Origin of the sequence: Bacillus sp. BK450 (genome assembly GCF_004364885.1) — a bacterium.
GTDB lineage: Bacteria > Bacillota > Bacilli > Bacillales > Bacillaceae > Bacillus > Bacillus safensis.
Map to the genome: position 1 here is coordinate 261227 of NZ_SOBQ01000003.1, position 15079 is coordinate 276305.

Here is a 15079-nt window from a genome sequence, read left to right on the forward strand (position 1 = left end):
GATGAATAGCCTTTTAATCATCAACTTGATCGCATTTGCGGCGGTGACCGCTTACGCAGTGTATTTGTTTGTTTATCTCATTCGAACACGAGCGGCGTATATTCGTCTTGGTAAAAAAGAAGAGTTTCAACAAGACATGAAGAAACGCTTAGAGCGTGTTTGGGTCAATGTATTTGGGCAAAAGAAGCTGTTAAAGGACAAGAAGAGCGGCATCATTCATGTGCTGTTTTTCTACGGATTTATCCTCGTACAGTTCGGAGCCCTTGATTTTATTCTGAAGGGGCTTATTCCAGACAGCGGGCTTCCTTTAGGTCCGGTGTACGGCGTCTTTACGTTTTTCCAAGAGATTGTCACACTTCTCATTTTAGTTGCCGTTGTATGGGCGTTCCATAGAAGATACGTGGAGAAGCTTGTCCGTTTAAAACGAGGCTTCAAATCGGGTCTAGTGCTCTTATTTATTGGCGGCTTAATGCTGACAGTCTTACTTGGAAACGGCATGAACATCATCTGGCATGGACACTCTCTATCACCAACTGAGCCAATCGCTTCTGGTATTGCTTTCTTGCTGGGCGGAATTTCACCTCTGGCGGCTGCGATTGTTTTTTATGCCGCATGGTGGGTGCATCTTCTTATTTTGCTGACCTTCTTAGTATACGTTCCTCAGTCAAAGCACGCTCATCTAATTGCAGGGCCTGTGAACGTCTTTGTCAGCAGATTAGACCCGCCAGGCAAGCTGCAAAAGATCGATTTTGAAGATGAGACACAAGAGACCTTCGGTGTGGGAAAAATTGAAGACTTCCGTCAGTCTCAGCTCATCGACCTTTACGCCTGTGTGGAATGCGGGCGCTGCACGAATATGTGTCCGGCAACAGGAACAGGGAAGATGCTGTCTCCGATGGATTTGATTTTAAGGTTAAGAGATCATTTAACCAATAAAGGAGCCGCTATTACATCAAAGACACCTTGGGTCCCGCAGCTTGCCTTCAAGCAGACAACAGGAAACCAGTTGGCACTGCAGGCGAGAGGAGCAGGTGCGGAAGAGTCGGCTGCCAGCTCGATATATCATCCTTCTCTTATTGGAGAGGTCATTACAGAAGAAGAAATCTGGGCATGTACGACGTGCCGAAACTGTGAAGACCAATGCCCTGTCATGAATGAACACGTTGATAAGATTATTGATATGCGCAGATATCTTGTCTTGACTGAAGGAAAAATGGACGCAGATGCACAGCGTGCCATGACAAGCATTGAGCGCCAAGGGAACCCGTGGGGGCTGAACCGGAAAGAAAGAGAAAATTGGCGTGAACTGAGAGAAGATGTGCATGTGCCGACAGTGAAAGAGCTGAAAAAAGCAGAGCAAACTTTTGATTATTTATTCTGGGTAGGTTCAATGGGGGCTTATGACAATCGAAGCCAAAAGATTGCGCTTGCCTTTGCGAAGCTCCTCAATGAAGCGGGGGTCTCCTTTGCGATCCTAGGCAATAAAGAGAAGAACTCAGGTGATACACCAAGAAGACTCGGAAACGAATTTTTATTCCAAGAGCTTGCTGCAAAAAACATTGAAGAATTCCAGAAAAACGGCGTTACAAAGATCGTCACGATTGATCCACACGCCTACAACTTATTTAAAAATGAATATCCAGACTTCGGACTTGAGGCAGAAGTGTACCATCATACAGAATTACTGGCAGAGTTAGTGAAAGAAGGGAAAATAACACCTGTACATGAAGTAAACGAAGTGATTACCTTCCACGACTCTTGCTACCTAGGCAGATATAACGAAGTGTACGACCCGCCAAGAGACATTTTAAAAGCCATTCCTGGTGTGACGCTGAAAGAAATGGAGCGCAATCGTGAAACTGGTATGTGCTGCGGAGCAGGCGGGGGCTTAATGTGGATGGAAGAAGAGACGGGTACCCGGATTAACACTGCACGAACGGAGCAGGCGTTACAGGTACAGCCGTCCATCATCAGCTCAGGGTGTCCTTATTGCTTAACGATGCTGGGAGATGGGACGAAGGCGAAGGAAGTAGAGGAGCAGGTAGGCACATTTGATGTCGCCGAACTTCTTGAAAAATCAGTGTTTGGTGAGCCTGGAAAGCAGGTGTCGTAAACATGACAGGCCGATGAATAGGATGTTCATCGGCTTATCCATGGCGCTGTTTCATCAGCTGCCTAAATGATATGTAAGCGGTAACAAACGGGGAGGGGCATATATGAGTACGACGGTCATTGTATCTGGAGCAAGAACACCATTTGGAAAACTAGGCGGTGCTCTCAGTGGTTTGACTGCCGCAGAACTAGGCGGTATAGCGATCAAGGCTGCACTGGAAAGAGTTTCGGGTTCTCATGAAATAGATGAGGTCATCATGGGATGTGTGTTACAAGGAGGGCAAGGGCAGATTCCTTCAAGGCAAGCAGCAAGGTATGCTGATCTTCCTTGGTCTGTTCCAACACAAACCATCAATAAAGTCTGTGCATCCGGAATGCGCAGTGTGACTGCAGCAGATCAAATCATTCGAGCCGGAGATGCTGAGGTCATCGCAGCGGGCGGTATGGAATCTATGTCTCACGCTCCTTATCTGCTAAAAAAAGCGCGATGGGGCTACAAAATGGGAGATGGTGCAGTACAAGATGCGATGATTTTAGATGGGTTAACCTGTTCGTTTACGGGTGTTCATATGGGTGAGTATGGAAGTATGGCTGCAAAGGAGCTCGGCATCACGCGCGAAGAGCAGGATCTGTGGGCACTCAGAAGTCATGAACGGGCCATCGAAGCGCAAAAAAACGGCTTTTTTCAACATGAAATCACCCCCGTCACCGTCAAAATAAAAACGGGAGAACGGCTGATCACAGAAGATGAGTCTCCGCGGCGTGATACGTCATATGAACGGCTGTCAAAGCTCATGCCTGTTTTTGATCAGAAGGGGACCATCACCGCTGGAAATGCACCAGGTGTCAATGATGGTGCAAGTGCGCTCCTTTTAATGAAAGACACGTATGCTGCACGGCATGACGTAAAGCCAATAGCAGTCGTTCTCGGTCATGCTCAGGTTGCTGTAGAGGCGAAGGATTTTCCGAAAACACCAGCCTTTGCTATCGAGAAGCTTTTAAAGAAAACAGGAAAGCGCCTAGAGGATATTGATTTGTTTGAAATCAATGAGGCCTTTTCAGCTGTGGCTTTGGCATGTGAAAAAATAACCGGGATCGACCGGCGGAAAATGAATATCAACGGGGGGGCTGTCGCACTCGGTCATCCGATTGGGGCAAGCGGAACACGCGTCATATTGACATTGATTCATGCATTAAGACAAAGAGGCGGAGGCCTTGGCATTGCGGCGATTTGCAGCGGAGGCGGTCAAGGAGACGCCATCATGATAAAGGTAGATGAAAAGGGAGGCGTTTATTGATGAGTATAGAAGAGACCGTTATGGTCGTTGGGGCTGGTCAAATGGGATCAGGCATTGCCCAAGTGTTTGCTCAGTCAGGCTATACAGTCCTGCTCCATGATGTATCAGAAAAGCAGATTCATCGAGCGATTTCCTCCATGACCAAACAACTGACGAAGCGGGCAGAAAAAGGAAAGCTGGCACATCAGGCAGTCCGAGATATTACGCAGCGGCTTGCCGTTTCCACAAATTTAAAAGACATGCAGCAGGCTCATTTAGTCATAGAAGCCGCATCAGAACAAATGAGTGTGAAAAAACAAATCTTTGAAACACTTGATCAATTTGCAGAGGCTGAGGCCATATTTGCGACAAACACGTCTTCCTTGTCGATCACAGAATTAGCAGCTGTGACGAGCAGACCGGAGAAAGTGATTGGCATGCATTTTATGAATCCGGTTCCTGTCATGAAACTGGTTGAAGTCATTCGAGCACTGCAAACAAGTGATGACACATATCAAGTTGTTTATGAAACAGCGAAGACATTAAACAAAACCCCAATTGAAGTGGAAGACTTCCCGGGGTTTGTATCAAATCGCATATTGATGCCAATGATCAATGAAGCCATTTACACCTTGTATGAAGGCGTAGCAGATGCAGAAAGCATTGATGACGTGATGACACTTGGGATGAATCATCCAATGGGGCCGCTTCGTCTAGCTGATTTCATCGGACTTGATACATGTTTATTTATTATGAATACCCTTCACGAGGGACTTGGAGACAGCAAATATCGGCCTTGTCCTCTTTTGAAAAAATACGTGAATGCAGGCTGGCTGGGCAAAAAGACAAAGAGAGGTTTTTACACATACCACGACCACTCATAGGGGGAGTCAAGATGGATGTTTTGCTTACGGATAAACAGCGTCTCTGGAGAGAACAGACAGCAGAATTTGCACGCCAGCGTATATTCCCTGAAGTAGAAGCCATGGAACAAGGCCGGTTTCCAAAAAACCTTTTAAGTGAAATGGGACGGCAAGGCTATCTTGGGATTCCAATACCAGCTTCGTATCAAGGCTTAGGAGCAGATTTTACAACGTATATCATCGCAATCCATGAATTATCGAAAGTGAGTGCGACCATCGGTGTCATTGTGTCCGTTCATACATCTGTTGTGACGATGCCTATTTTGACTTTTGGAACGAAGGAACAAAAAGAAACTTATGTGCCGCCGCTTGCATCCGGGAAGAAGCTGGGCGCCTTTTGTTTGACTGAACCAAAGGCTGGATCAGATGCCTCCAGTATTCAGTTAAGAGCAGAGCGTGTGGGCGACGATTATGTATTAAATGGGACGAAAATCTTTATCACAAGCGGCGGAGAAGCAGAGATATATCTTGTCTTTGCGGTGACTGATCCGGCTTCTGCGAGAAAAAATATATCGGCGTTCATTGTCGAGAAAGATACGCCGGGATTTACGATTGGAAAAGATGAGAAAAAGATGGGACTGCACGGTTCAAAAACAGTCACGCTTCATTTTGATGGCGTGCGGATTCCAAAAGATCAGCTGCTCGGTGCAGAAGGAGAGGGCTTTCAAATTGCCATGTCCAGCCTAAATGCAGGGAGAATCGGAATTGCGGCTCAAAGCCTTGGCATTGCAGAAGCCGCTTTAACCGAGGCAGTGGTCTATTTAAAGAAGCATCCAGCAGGTCTTGAAACGACCATTCGGCTGGGCGATTTGGCGGCGAAGCTTGAGGCGGCCAAACTGCTCGTCTATCAAGCGGCTTCTTTCAAAGAGGCAAATCGATCGGTCACAAAGGAAGCATCAATGGCAAAGCTATTTGCGTCAAAAACGGCGGTAGAGATCAGTACAGAAGCGATCCATTTGCTAGGCATGGATGGTTATACGAATCGCTATCAAGCAGAACGTTACTTTCGTGATGCGAAAATTTGTGAAATCTATGAAGGAACAAGTGAAATTCAAAGGCTGGTCATCTGTAAACAGCTAATATGAAACGAGGTGGCTCACGATGCAGTTCCAATTAAGTGATGAACATGAAATGATTCAAAAAATGGTGAGAGACTTTGCGAAAAATGAAGTGGAGCCAACAGCAGCAAAGCGAGACGAAACAGAGACATATGATCCATCTATTTTTCGCAAAATGGCGGAGCTTGGTTTGACGGGTATCCCTTGGCCGGAAGACGTGGGCGGAATTGGCAGTGACTATTTAGCCTACGTCATAGCAGTTGAGGAGCTTTCAAGAGTGTGCGCCTCTACAGGCGTCACCCTGTCCGCTCATACATCTCTTGCTTCATGGCCAATCTATACATTTGGAACAAAGGAACAAAAAGAGAACTACTTAAAGCCACTTGCAGAAGGACAGAAGATAGGAGCATACGCGCTTACTGAGAGCGGTTCAGGCTCAGATGCCGGCGGGATGAAGACAACGGCCGTCAAGGCAGGCAGTGAATATGTCCTGAACGGGGCGAAAATTTTTATTACAAATGGAGGCATTGCAGATTATTATATTGTGTTTGCCGTAACAGACCAAGAAGCTTCGTCTCGAAATACAACTGCTTTTATTGTAGAAAAAGAGACACCTGGTTTTTCCGTTGGCAAAAAGGAAAGTAAACTGGGCATACGTTCTTCGCCAACAACTGAAATTCGATTTGAAGATTGCCGAATTCATGAAAGGAACCGGCTCGGTCAAGAAGGAGAAGGGTTCAAAATAGCCATGATGACACTCGATGGCGGCAGAAACGGCATCGCTGCACAGGCGGTTGGGATTGCTCAAGGCGCTCTTGATGCGGCGATTGATTATGCCAAGGAGCGTAAACAATTTGGCAAACCAATCATTCAGCAGCAAGGGATCGCCTTTAAGCTGGCTGATATGGCAACAGCGATTGAAGCATCAAGGCTGCTTACTTATCAGGCGGCATGGCTTGAAACGAAAGGCCTCCCGTATGGAAAGGAATCAGCCATGTCCAAGCTCTTTGCCGGTGATACAGCGATGAAGGTGACGACAGAAGCGGTTCAAATCTTCGGCGGGTACGGCTACACAAAGGATTATCCAGTCGAACGATACATGCGTGATGCGAAAATCACTCAAATTTATGAAGGAACACAGGAAATCCAGCGTCTGGTCATCTCAAGGAAACTGCTAGATATGTAGAAAACAAGCAAAGACCGCCTGAACGTGAGGTGGTCTGTTTTCGTTCGTCATCAGTTTTCAAAAGTAAGCGCATTGTCAATGTTCATCCATATCATCATCGTGTTATGTTAAAATTAGGGAAAATATCAATATGGAGGTTATGATGATGAACTCAACAATTATGGGCATTTTGGCAATCGTCACGATGGTGATCTGGATCATGGTGTCCGCGGAGCTTTCGAAATCTCCAAAAAAGCAGGAAGAAAAAGAAAACAGCCACAGAAAATTAATCGTACTCATGTCTGCTGGAATGTTATTCACGATTCCTATCGTTGTCTCATTCATTCAGAACATTCCATTTTAAAACAGACGAGAAAAAACTGAACGACAAAAAGCATGCCGTACACACTCTAGGTGCTCCCCGTGAGAAAAATCAAAAATTAACATCAATAAAGGTGGCATAAACTCCCCTAATTTGTTTATAATGAGAGGTATGGTTTGTCGTAAGAATAAGGTATAAATACTTATTATTTCACTGATAAATGGATACATACATGTAATAGAAAGGGAGTGTCTGACCTTGAGTTTGAAAGAATACTCACAGGAACAGCTCAAACAAATGTCTTTAGTTGAACTTGCTTATGAAATTTTCAGAGACAGCAAAACACCAATTACGTTTTCCGAGTTAATAGATGAAATTGTCCGTTTGCAAGGAATACAAAAATCCGATCTTGATGATCGACTTGCTCAATTTTATACAGACTTAAATATAGATGGCCGCTTTATTTCGTTAGGTGATCAGAGATGGGGACTTCGCAGCTGGTATCCAGTTGATCAAATCGAAGAAGAAGTTCAGCCAGCTGTGAAAACAAAAGCGAAAAAGAAAAAATCAAAAGCAGCTGTCGTTGAAGACGACTTCGATGAGATCGAAGAGGAAGAAGAAATCGACGAGCTTGAAGAAGACCTTGATCTTGTTGAAGACGACGATGATCTCGACCTAGACGATGATGAAGAAATTGAAGAAGATCTTGAAGACTTCGACGAAGATGATGATGAAGATGATGACGGCTTAACGGAGATTGATGAAGACGATTTAGACGATGATGAGGAAGACAAATAACCCTCTCAAACCGGTCTTCAAAACAGGACAAAACCGTCTTGACTTTCGAGAGCGAACTATGTAGTATGTATTTTGGGCTCTCTAAAAAAGAGTACGTAAAGATACGTTCATTTACGCTCCCTTTCATTTATTTGAAAGGGAGCTTTCTTATTTTTCAAGAGATTTAGGGATACACTCTAAAAAGGATGAAGCTGTGCATGTGTAGACATGCAAGGGTAAAAAAGAGAGGAGCATACGAAATGACAAAGTATATTTTTGTAACAGGAGGAGTTGTTTCCTCACTTGGAAAAGGAATCACGGCTGCATCGTTAGGCCGCCTTCTGAAAAATAGAGGGATGGATGTTACCATTCAAAAATTCGATCCATACATCAACGTAGACCCAGGGACAATGAGTCCATACCAGCACGGTGAGGTTTTTGTCACAGATGATGGTGCGGAAACAGACCTTGACTTAGGTCACTACGAGCGTTTCATTGATATTAACTTAAACAAGTACAGCAACGTCACAACTGGTAAAATCTATTCTACTGTTCTGAAGAAAGAGCGCCGCGGTGATTACTTAGGTGGAACAGTACAAGTCATTCCCCACATTACAAATGAAATCAAAGACCGCGTGTACCGTGCCGGAAAAGAAACGGGTGCAGATGTGGTCATTACAGAAATCGGCGGAACAGTAGGAGATATCGAATCCCTTCCATTCCTTGAAGCCATTCGTCAAATGAAGAGTGACATCGGCCGTGAAAACGTGATGTACATTCATTGTACCCTTGTTCCTTACATCCGTGCAGCGGGTGAATTGAAAACAAAACCAACACAGCATAGTGTAAAAGAACTTCGCAGTCTTGGTATTCAGCCAAACGTCATCGTGGTCCGAACGGAAATGCCAATGACGCAAGATATGAAGGACAAAATTGCGCTATTTTGTGATATTGATACAAAAGCTGTTATCGAATGTCAGGATGCGGACACGCTATACTCCATTCCGCTTGATTTACAAAAACAAGGGCTGGACAAGCTAGTATGTGAACATATGAAACTTGACTGCCAAGATGCGGACATGACGGAGTGGACAGCACTTGTTGATAAAGTGCAAAACCTTTCAAAACAAGTCACAATTGGACTTGTAGGGAAATATGTTGAGCTGCAAGATGCTTATATTTCTGTCGTTGAATCACTTCGTCATGCTGGCTATGCGTTTGATGCAGATGTTCAAATTAAATGGATTAATGCAGAAGAAGTGACAGCAGAGAATATCGCTGATTTCGTACAAGATGTTGACGGCATTATTGTTCCTGGAGGCTTCGGAGACCGCGGAGTAGAAGGGAAAATCATTGCTACACAATTTGCCCGTGAAAACAAAGTGCCATTCTTCGGAATCTGCTTAGGAATGCAAGTGGCATCTATCGAATACGCAAGAAACGTATTAGGCCTTGAAGGAGCTCATTCAGCGGAAATTGATCCTGAAACAGCATTCCCAATCATTGACCTTCTTCCAGAACAGAAGGATGTAGATGATCTAGGCGGAACACTTCGTCTCGGTCTATACCCTTGTAAATTAAATGAAGACTCAAAAGCATTTGCTGCATACAATGACGAAGTGGTCTACGAACGCCACCGTCATCGCTACGAGTTTAATAACGAATACAGACAGCAAATGGAAGCAGCAGGCTTTGTCTTCTCAGGTACAAGTCCAGACGGACGTCTTGTTGAAATTATTGAGCTGAAGGATCACCCTTGGTTCCTTGCTTCTCAGTTCCACCCAGAATTTGTTTCAAGACCGACAAGACCACAGCCGTTATTTAGAGATTTCGTTGGTGCTTCACTTCAAGCATCTGAATCAAAATAAAACAAAAAACTGCCGAGAATATCACTTCTCGGCAGTTTTTTTATTCATATTCCTCGACGATTTCCTTCACAGTAAACGATAGAGCGTGGTAGACGTATAAGCAGGTCATTAAAGCAGGATAACCAAACCTTGTCCCATCTTCAGCGGGCACAAGCGGTTTCTTGAGCTGGAAATCAATGTGGACATCACAATGCTCTTCAATCGTGGACGGCTCCTTTTGGGCCGGTCCTACACCAACAACGGGCGTACCTTGTTCGTGCAGTTCTTTGACAAGAGATTGAATTTCTGGATCTTCTGGGTCTGAATAAAATAGCAGCACCCTGTCACTTGGATGAAGTAAGCTGCGCTCCTTTTGATCGAGCGGCAGTACCTTCGCACCGGGAAATGGCTCCTTGCTTTCAGATGCCTCTAGGGCGACAGCAGCCAGTTCATTCTTTCCGTGAAAATAAACGGCATGTCCACTGACAACAGCCTGTGCAAGAAGGCGTGCACCGTCCTCAATCGCTTCAGCCTGCTTTTCTCCAATACGTGAAAAAATACCTGATAACTGGGTCGTAAAAATTTTTAACAAGACTCATTTCCTCCTTCGGTCAGATCATTTTATAATAGAATATAAAGAGAATATTAGGAAAAATGCTCAGAAAATGTCGTAAAGTAAACTATTATAATTAAAGGAAATGTGAAAATCAAACAGAATTATTTAACAACAGCTCTTTTTATGGCGAAAAATGAAAGCAATGGGGTGTAACAGATGAATGAGAAAATTTTAATTGTCGATGATCAGTACGGTATTAGAATATTATTGAATGAAGTGTTTCATAAAGAAGGCTATCAAACCTTTCAAGCTGCCAATGGACTTCAGGCATTAGATATTGTGAAAAACCATAGACCGAACCTTGTCCTGCTTGATATGAAAATTCCCGGAATGGATGGTATCGAAATTTTAAAACGAATGAAATTAATTGATGAAGACATTCGAGTCATCATTATGACAGCCTATGGAGAATTAGATATGATCCAAGAATCCAAAGAACTCGGTGCATTGACGCACTTCGCTAAGCCTTTTGATATTGATGAAATCCGAGATGCTGTTAAAGAATACCTGCCGCTTGAAACAAATGGCTAGATGGAAATGATTGAATCGAGTCATTCTGTTGCCGATTTGTCGAATAATTGGTATTCTAGAAAAGAAGAAGAAAGCGATCTGACTTTGAAAGTTTACATATGGCGAGAAATTCTGGTCATGCTAGGGTGGAGAGCTTTTTTTAGCAAGCAAATTAGCTACATAGGGAGGATTTTTCATCATGCCTTTAGTTTCAATGACAGAAATGTTGAAAGACGCAAAGGAAAAAGGTTACGCTGTTGGACAGTTTAACTTAAATAACTTAGAATTCACGCAAGCGATTTTACAAGCTGCTGAAGAAGAGAAATCTCCTGTTATCTTAGGAGTATCTGAAGGAGCAGGACGCTACATGGGCGGCTTCAAAACAGTTGTCGCAATGGTTAAAGCGTTAATCGAAGAATATAATGTAACAGTTCCTGTTGCGATTCATTTAGATCACGGTTCAAGCTTTGAATCTTGTGCAAAAGCGATTCATGCAGGATTTACTTCTGTCATGATCGATGCTTCTCACCATCCATTCGATGAGAATGTGGAAACAACTGCGAAAGTCGTTGAACTTGCACATTTCCATGGTGTGTCTGTAGAAGCTGAACTTGGAACTGTTGGTGGGCAAGAAGATGACGTCATCGCTGAGGGCGTTATTTATGCTGATCCAAAAGAGTGCCAAGAGCTTGTAGAACGCACTGGTATTGACTGCCTTGCACCTGCATTAGGTTCAGTACATGGTCCATACAAAGGTGAACCAAACCTTGGTTTCGCTGAAATGGAAGAAATCGGTAAAACAACTGGTCTTCCACTTGTTCTTCACGGTGGAACAGGTATCCCAACTGCTGACATCAAGCGTGCAATTTCACTTGGTACAGCAAAAATCAATGTAAACACTGAAAACCAAATTGCTTCTGCGAAAGCAGTACGCGAAACACTTGCTGCAAAAACAGAAGAGTATGATCCACGTAAATATCTTGGACCAGCTCGTGACGCAATTAAAGCGACTGTTATCGGCAAAATGCGCGAATTTGGTTCTTCTAACCAAGCATAATTTGATGAGAACCGAAAGCCGCCTGAGTCACAGGCGGTTTTCTCCATATCTTGAGAAAGCGCAATCAAATTTACATTTCAGACAATTTATTGATAGGAGAGTGGCACAGTTATGTTATTTTTCGTAGATACAGCGAATATTGAAGACATCAAAGAGGCGCACGAGCTTGGCATTTTAGCAGGCGTCACAACAAACCCTAGTTTAGTAGCGAAAGAAAAGGACGTCTCATTCCACGACCGCCTTCGCGAAATCACTGACGTGGTATCAGGTTCTGTCAGTGCAGAAGTGATTTCCTTAAAAGCAGAGGAAATGATTGAAGAAGGAAAAGAGCTAGCTGCCATCGCACCGAATATCACGGTCAAAATTCCAATGACTACAGATGGCCTTAAAGCTGTCAAAGCATTAACAGACCTTGGAATTAAAACAAACGTCACATTGATTTTTAGTGCAAACCAGGCACTTCTTGCAGCTAGAGCTGGTGCGACGTATGTTTCTCCATTCCTTGGCCGCTTAGATGACATTGGCCAAAATGGTCTTGATCTCATCAGCGAAGTGAAAACTATTTTTGATGTTCATGGATTAGATACACAAATCATTGCTGCATCTATTCGTCATCCGCAGCATGTGACAGAAGCTGCGCTTAGAGGTGCTCATATCGGCACAATGCCGCTGAAAGTCATCAAGCAGCTGACGAAACACCCATTAACGGATGCAGGCATTGAGCAATTTTTAGCAGACTGGAATAAATAAATGATTGTGGCAGGCGGGATCGTCTCTCGTTTGCCGCAGTTTTCCTTATAAACGCTAAGAAATGTTTTGTGCAAAGAAGAGAACATCACAGCCTCGCAAAGCTTCGATTATTTTTCTTCCGACAAATTTCGTTTAACCTGTATTCTTTCTCTTGATATTGGCTAAATTTTGGACAAGACCTTTTAAAGCGCGACATCCACAAACAGTATAACTCCAACAGTGATCTTCTTTAAGAAGGGAGACAAATATGGAAAAGTTAAACATTGCCGGCGGTGATCCCTTGCGCGGGACCGTACATATTAGTGGTGCGAAAAATAGTGCTGTGGCACTGATTCCTGCCACAATTCTTGCTGATTCTCCAGTAACCATTGAAGGCCTTCCGCATATATCAGATATCGACACATTACGGGATCTGTTAGAAGAAATTGGCGGAAAGGTCACTTTTGAAAAAGGTGAAATGGTTGTGAATCCTGTTTCCATGATCAGTATGCCGCTTCCTAATGGAAAAGTGAAGAAACTGCGTGCATCCTATTATTTAATGGGCGCCATGCTGGGCAGATTTAAGCAGGCTGTCATCGGACTGCCAGGAGGATGCCACTTAGGACCTAGGCCGATCGACCAGCATATCAAAGGCTTTGAAGCACTTGGAGCCGAGGTGACAAACGAGCAGGGTGCGATTTATTTGCGCGCAGAAAAATTAGTCGGAGCCCGGATTTATCTTGATGTTGTCAGTGTAGGTGCGACGATCAACATCATGCTGGCAGCCGTACTGGCTGAAGGAAAAACCGTGATTGAAAATGCTGCAAAGGAACCCGAAATTATTGATGTAGCGACACTGCTTGCAAGCATGGGAGCTAAAATCAAAGGTGCGGGTACCGATGTCATTCGAATCGAAGGTGTAGAATCTCTTCATGGCTGTAAGCATTCAATCATCCCTGACCGCATCGAAGCAGGAACATTTTTAATAGCTGGTGCAGCGATGGGAGATGAAGTTGTACTTGATAATGTGATCCCAACTCATTTAGAATCAATTACGGCGAAACTAAGAGAAATGGGGTTCACCATTGAAACGAGCAACGATCAGATGCTGATCGTTGGCAGAAACGAAGGACTCAAGCCTGTCGATATCAAAACCCTTGTGTATCCGGGCTTTCCGACTGACCTTCAGCAGCCGATGACGGCGCTGTTAACAAAAGCAAAAGGCACGAGTGTGGTCACAGATACGATTTACTCAGCCCGCTTTAAGCACATTGACGAATTGCGTCGAATGGGTGCAAACATGAAGGTTGAAGGAAGATCTGCTATTATTACCGGACAAACACAGCTCCAAGGAGCAAAGGTCAAAGCAAGTGATCTGCGTGCAGGCGCTTGTCTTGTTGTCGCAGGGTTAATGGCAGACGGTGTGACCGAAATCACAGGGCTTGAACATATAGACAGAGGATATAGTTTGCTTGAGAAGAAGCTTGAAGGCTTGGGTGCAACCATCTGGCGTGAAAAGCTGAATGACCAAGAAATAGAAGAACTTCAAAATTCATAAGGCTTTGACTGTGAGAGGAGATTTGGACAAAAATGGAAAGAAGTTTATCGATGGAACTAGTACGGGTGACAGAAGCAGCTGCATTAAAATCTGCCCGTTGGATGGGAAGAGGATTAAAAGACGAAGCGGATGATGCTGCAACAAGTGCAATGCGTGATGTATTTGACACCATTCCGATGAAGGGAACAGTGGTCATTGGCGAAGGAGAAATGGACGAAGCACCAATGCTTTATATTGGGGAAAAGCTTGGGAACGGATATGGACCTCGCGTGGATGTCGCTGTTGATCCATTAGAAGGAACAAACATTGTGGCAAGCGGCGGCTGGAATGCCTTAGCTGTCATTGCAGTTGCAGATCATGGCAACCTGCTGAATGCACCTGATATGTACATGGATAAGATCGCAGTAGGTCCAGAAGCGGTAGGCTGCATCGACATTGAAGCGCCTGTCATTGATAATCTTCGCGCTGTTGCAAAAGCAAAAAACAAAGATATTGAAGATGTGGTTGCAACGATTTTAAACAGAGATCGACATGAGAAAATTATTGCTGAACTGAGAGAAGCAGGAGCAAGAATTAAACTGATCGACGATGGTGACGTTGCAGGAGCCATTAATACAGCATTTGATCACACAGGTGTTGATATTCTATTTGGTTCAGGCGGAGCGCCTGAGGGTGTCCTTTCTGCTGTAGCGTTAAAGGCACTTGGTGGTGAAATTCATGGTAAGCTTCTTCCTCAAAGTGAAGAAGAACTAAGACGCTGTGAGAAAATGGGGCTGGATGTTGGGAAAGTCCTCAGAATGGAAGATCTCGTAAAAGGAGATGACGCCATTTTTGCAGCGACAGGTGTAACGGACGGAGAATTACTTAAAGGTGTTCAATTCAAAGGCTCTGTTGGAACAACACATAGTGTTGTCATGCGTGCGAAATCAGGTACGGTTCGTTTCGTAGATGGCAGACACAGCTTGAAGAAAAAACCGAATCTTGTCATTCGTCCGTAATCTGAAAGCGGGTATTCATTACCCGCTTTTCATATAGGTGTCAAATGTATATCATTTTCTTTTAAAAGTTGAATATTCTCTGCAAATGAGGTAAAACTAAAGAGTGCTGCGAAATTTTCTGCGAATTTAC

The 15079-nt window shown here is 44.1% G+C and carries 14 protein-coding genes; 13 read left to right on the plus strand and 1 reads right to left on the minus strand.

Features of this window, described 5'->3' with window-relative positions; translation table 11 throughout:
* Position 1 precedes the first annotated feature (1 nt).
* From EV579_RS11255 to pyrG, 8 genes are all read left to right on the plus strand, one after another.
* The gene (locus tag EV579_RS11255) at positions 2-2113 is read left to right on the plus strand and encodes a heterodisulfide reductase-related iron-sulfur binding cluster (RefSeq protein WP_034622513.1); all 2112 of its coding nucleotides are present in this window, start codon (positions 2-4) and stop codon (positions 2111-2113) included.
* 103 nt (positions 2114-2216) lie between these two features.
* The gene (locus EV579_RS11260; protein ID WP_133744462.1) at positions 2217-3410 is read left to right on the plus strand and encodes an acetyl-CoA C-acetyltransferase; all 1194 of its coding nucleotides are present in this window, start codon (positions 2217-2219) and stop codon (positions 3408-3410) included.
* Positions 3410-4273 carry a 3-hydroxybutyryl-CoA dehydrogenase gene (locus EV579_RS11265; RefSeq protein ID WP_044330938.1) on the plus strand — a complete coding sequence of 288 codons (864 nt, stop codon included), beginning with the start codon at positions 3410-3412 and terminating at the stop codon, positions 4271-4273. The genes EV579_RS11260 and EV579_RS11265 overlap by 1 nt, the downstream gene beginning before the upstream one ends.
* 11 nt (positions 4274-4284) lie before the next feature.
* Positions 4285-5397, plus strand: a complete 1113-nt coding sequence (locus EV579_RS11270; protein WP_133744463.1) for an acyl-CoA dehydrogenase family protein — start codon at positions 4285-4287, stop codon at positions 5395-5397.
* 16 nt (positions 5398-5413) lie between these two features.
* On the plus strand, positions 5414-6556 hold the full coding sequence (locus EV579_RS11275) for an acyl-CoA dehydrogenase (RefSeq protein WP_133744464.1): 1143 nt from the start codon (positions 5414-5416) through the stop codon (positions 6554-6556).
* A gap of 145 nt (positions 6557-6701) precedes the next feature.
* Positions 6702-6899 carry a hypothetical protein gene (locus tag EV579_RS11280; RefSeq protein WP_133744465.1) on the plus strand — a complete coding sequence of 66 codons (198 nt, stop codon included), beginning with the start codon at positions 6702-6704 and terminating at the stop codon, positions 6897-6899.
* Positions 6900-7115: 216 nt separating this feature from the next.
* On the plus strand, positions 7116-7655 hold the full coding sequence (gene rpoE / locus EV579_RS11285; protein WP_024423751.1) for a DNA-directed RNA polymerase subunit delta: 540 nt from the start codon (positions 7116-7118) through the stop codon (positions 7653-7655).
* 239 nt (positions 7656-7894) lie between these two features.
* On the plus strand, positions 7895-9502 hold the full coding sequence (gene pyrG, locus EV579_RS11290) for a glutamine hydrolyzing CTP synthase (protein ID WP_133744466.1): 1608 nt from the start codon (positions 7895-7897) through the stop codon (positions 9500-9502).
* 40 nt (positions 9503-9542) lie between these two features.
* On the opposite strand, the gene EV579_RS11295 is transcribed toward pyrG, so the two are convergent.
* Positions 9543-10073 (minus strand): DUF2529 domain-containing protein, encoded by a 531-nt coding sequence (locus EV579_RS11295; protein ID WP_024423749.1) that lies wholly within the window; start codon positions 10071-10073, stop codon positions 9543-9545.
* 180 nt (positions 10074-10253) lie between these two features.
* Here EV579_RS11295 and EV579_RS11300 point away from each other — a divergent pair, with 180 nt between their 5' ends.
* The 5 genes from EV579_RS11300 to glpX all read left to right on the plus strand — a co-directional run bounded on the left by EV579_RS11300 (position 10254) and on the right by glpX (position 14949).
* Positions 10254-10628 (plus strand): response regulator, encoded by a 375-nt coding sequence (locus tag EV579_RS11300; protein ID WP_003214681.1) that lies wholly within the window; start codon positions 10254-10256, stop codon positions 10626-10628.
* 178 nt (positions 10629-10806) lie between these two features.
* Positions 10807-11664 (plus strand): class II fructose-bisphosphate aldolase, encoded by an 858-nt coding sequence (locus EV579_RS11305; RefSeq protein ID WP_024423748.1) that lies wholly within the window; start codon positions 10807-10809, stop codon positions 11662-11664.
* A 111-nt stretch (positions 11665-11775) separates the two neighbouring features.
* A complete protein-coding gene (fsa, locus tag EV579_RS11310; RefSeq protein WP_024426351.1) occupies positions 11776-12414 on the plus strand; it encodes a fructose-6-phosphate aldolase in 639 nt (212 codons plus the stop codon).
* Positions 12415-12661: 247 nt separating this feature from the next.
* Positions 12662-13951 (plus strand): UDP-N-acetylglucosamine 1-carboxyvinyltransferase, encoded by a 1290-nt coding sequence (locus EV579_RS11315; RefSeq protein WP_024423746.1) that lies wholly within the window; start codon positions 12662-12664, stop codon positions 13949-13951.
* Between the two features lie 32 nt (positions 13952-13983).
* A complete protein-coding gene (gene glpX / locus EV579_RS11320) occupies positions 13984-14949 on the plus strand; it encodes a class II fructose-bisphosphatase (RefSeq protein ID WP_012011567.1) in 966 nt (321 codons plus the stop codon).
* Positions 14950-15079 lie beyond the last annotated feature (130 nt).